The following is a 781-nucleotide window of genomic DNA, read 5'->3' as shown; positions in this document are numbered from 1 at the left end:
AAAACGAGATCGAGACGGCAGAATTGGACATCCGTCGGCGCTTGCAAGAGACGGTCGTCCACGAACAAGACGAAAATCGGGCTTCTCGAAACGCTGCTCAGCTCTCAGATCGAATTCGTGCCGGCTATGAAGAACACGCCGACGTTTTGCGGGAGAACAAGGCCTACGTTTTATCGCGCTCGGTGCGGCTCGCGCTCCAGACTTATCGACAAGAGCGCCGGGCAGCGATCCGCGCTTCGGTCGAGGAGCGGCTGCGCGCCAAGATAGCTGTCCTCCTGGGTCCGAGCCGTTTGATCAAGTCTGCGTCCCTCAACGAAAATTTCGTCATGACTTATCAGGATGAGGAGGGCGAGGATGTCGCGCGCCAATCGATCTCGGCAGGTATGCGCCAACTGGTCGCCATGGCCATGCTCTGGGCGTTGAAGGAAGAAGCTAACCGACCTCTTCCTGTCATGATCGACACACCGCTCGGCCGCATCGATCGCGAGAACCGCAACCTCTTGATGAACGATTATTTCCCCCACGCGGGCAATCCCCTCGTGCTCCTCCCAACCAACTCTGAGTTCGGCGACCAGGGATTCGATCAGCTGGCTGAGCATATCTGCAAGCGTTACGAAATTCAGAATCATGATGGGAGATCGGCCAGCATTGTCGAGCTTTCCATGCAGGCGGCTCTCTGATGGATGACATCTTTTTCACTCAAGAGGAAAAAGAGTTCTTCGAAGCGGTTCTCGCTCGAGGCCTTCTCCAGCCTCAGGCTTTTTTCTGGCAGGTGCTTCGG

General features: G+C 56.3%; 1 pseudogene. It reads left to right on the top strand.

The features are described 5' to 3' along the window. Positions 1-680 (top strand): annotated as a pseudogene (locus EOA29_RS41910) (hypothetical protein); the annotation flags it as partial. Between the last annotated feature and the right edge of the window lie 101 nt (positions 681-781).

The sequence above is a fragment of the Mesorhizobium sp. M1E.F.Ca.ET.063.01.1.1 genome (assembly GCF_003998155.1).
Classification (GTDB): domain Bacteria; phylum Pseudomonadota; class Alphaproteobacteria; order Rhizobiales; family Rhizobiaceae; genus Mesorhizobium.
Note: the sequence above shows the minus strand (reverse complement) of the source record. Positions and strands in the feature narration are given on the sequence as shown.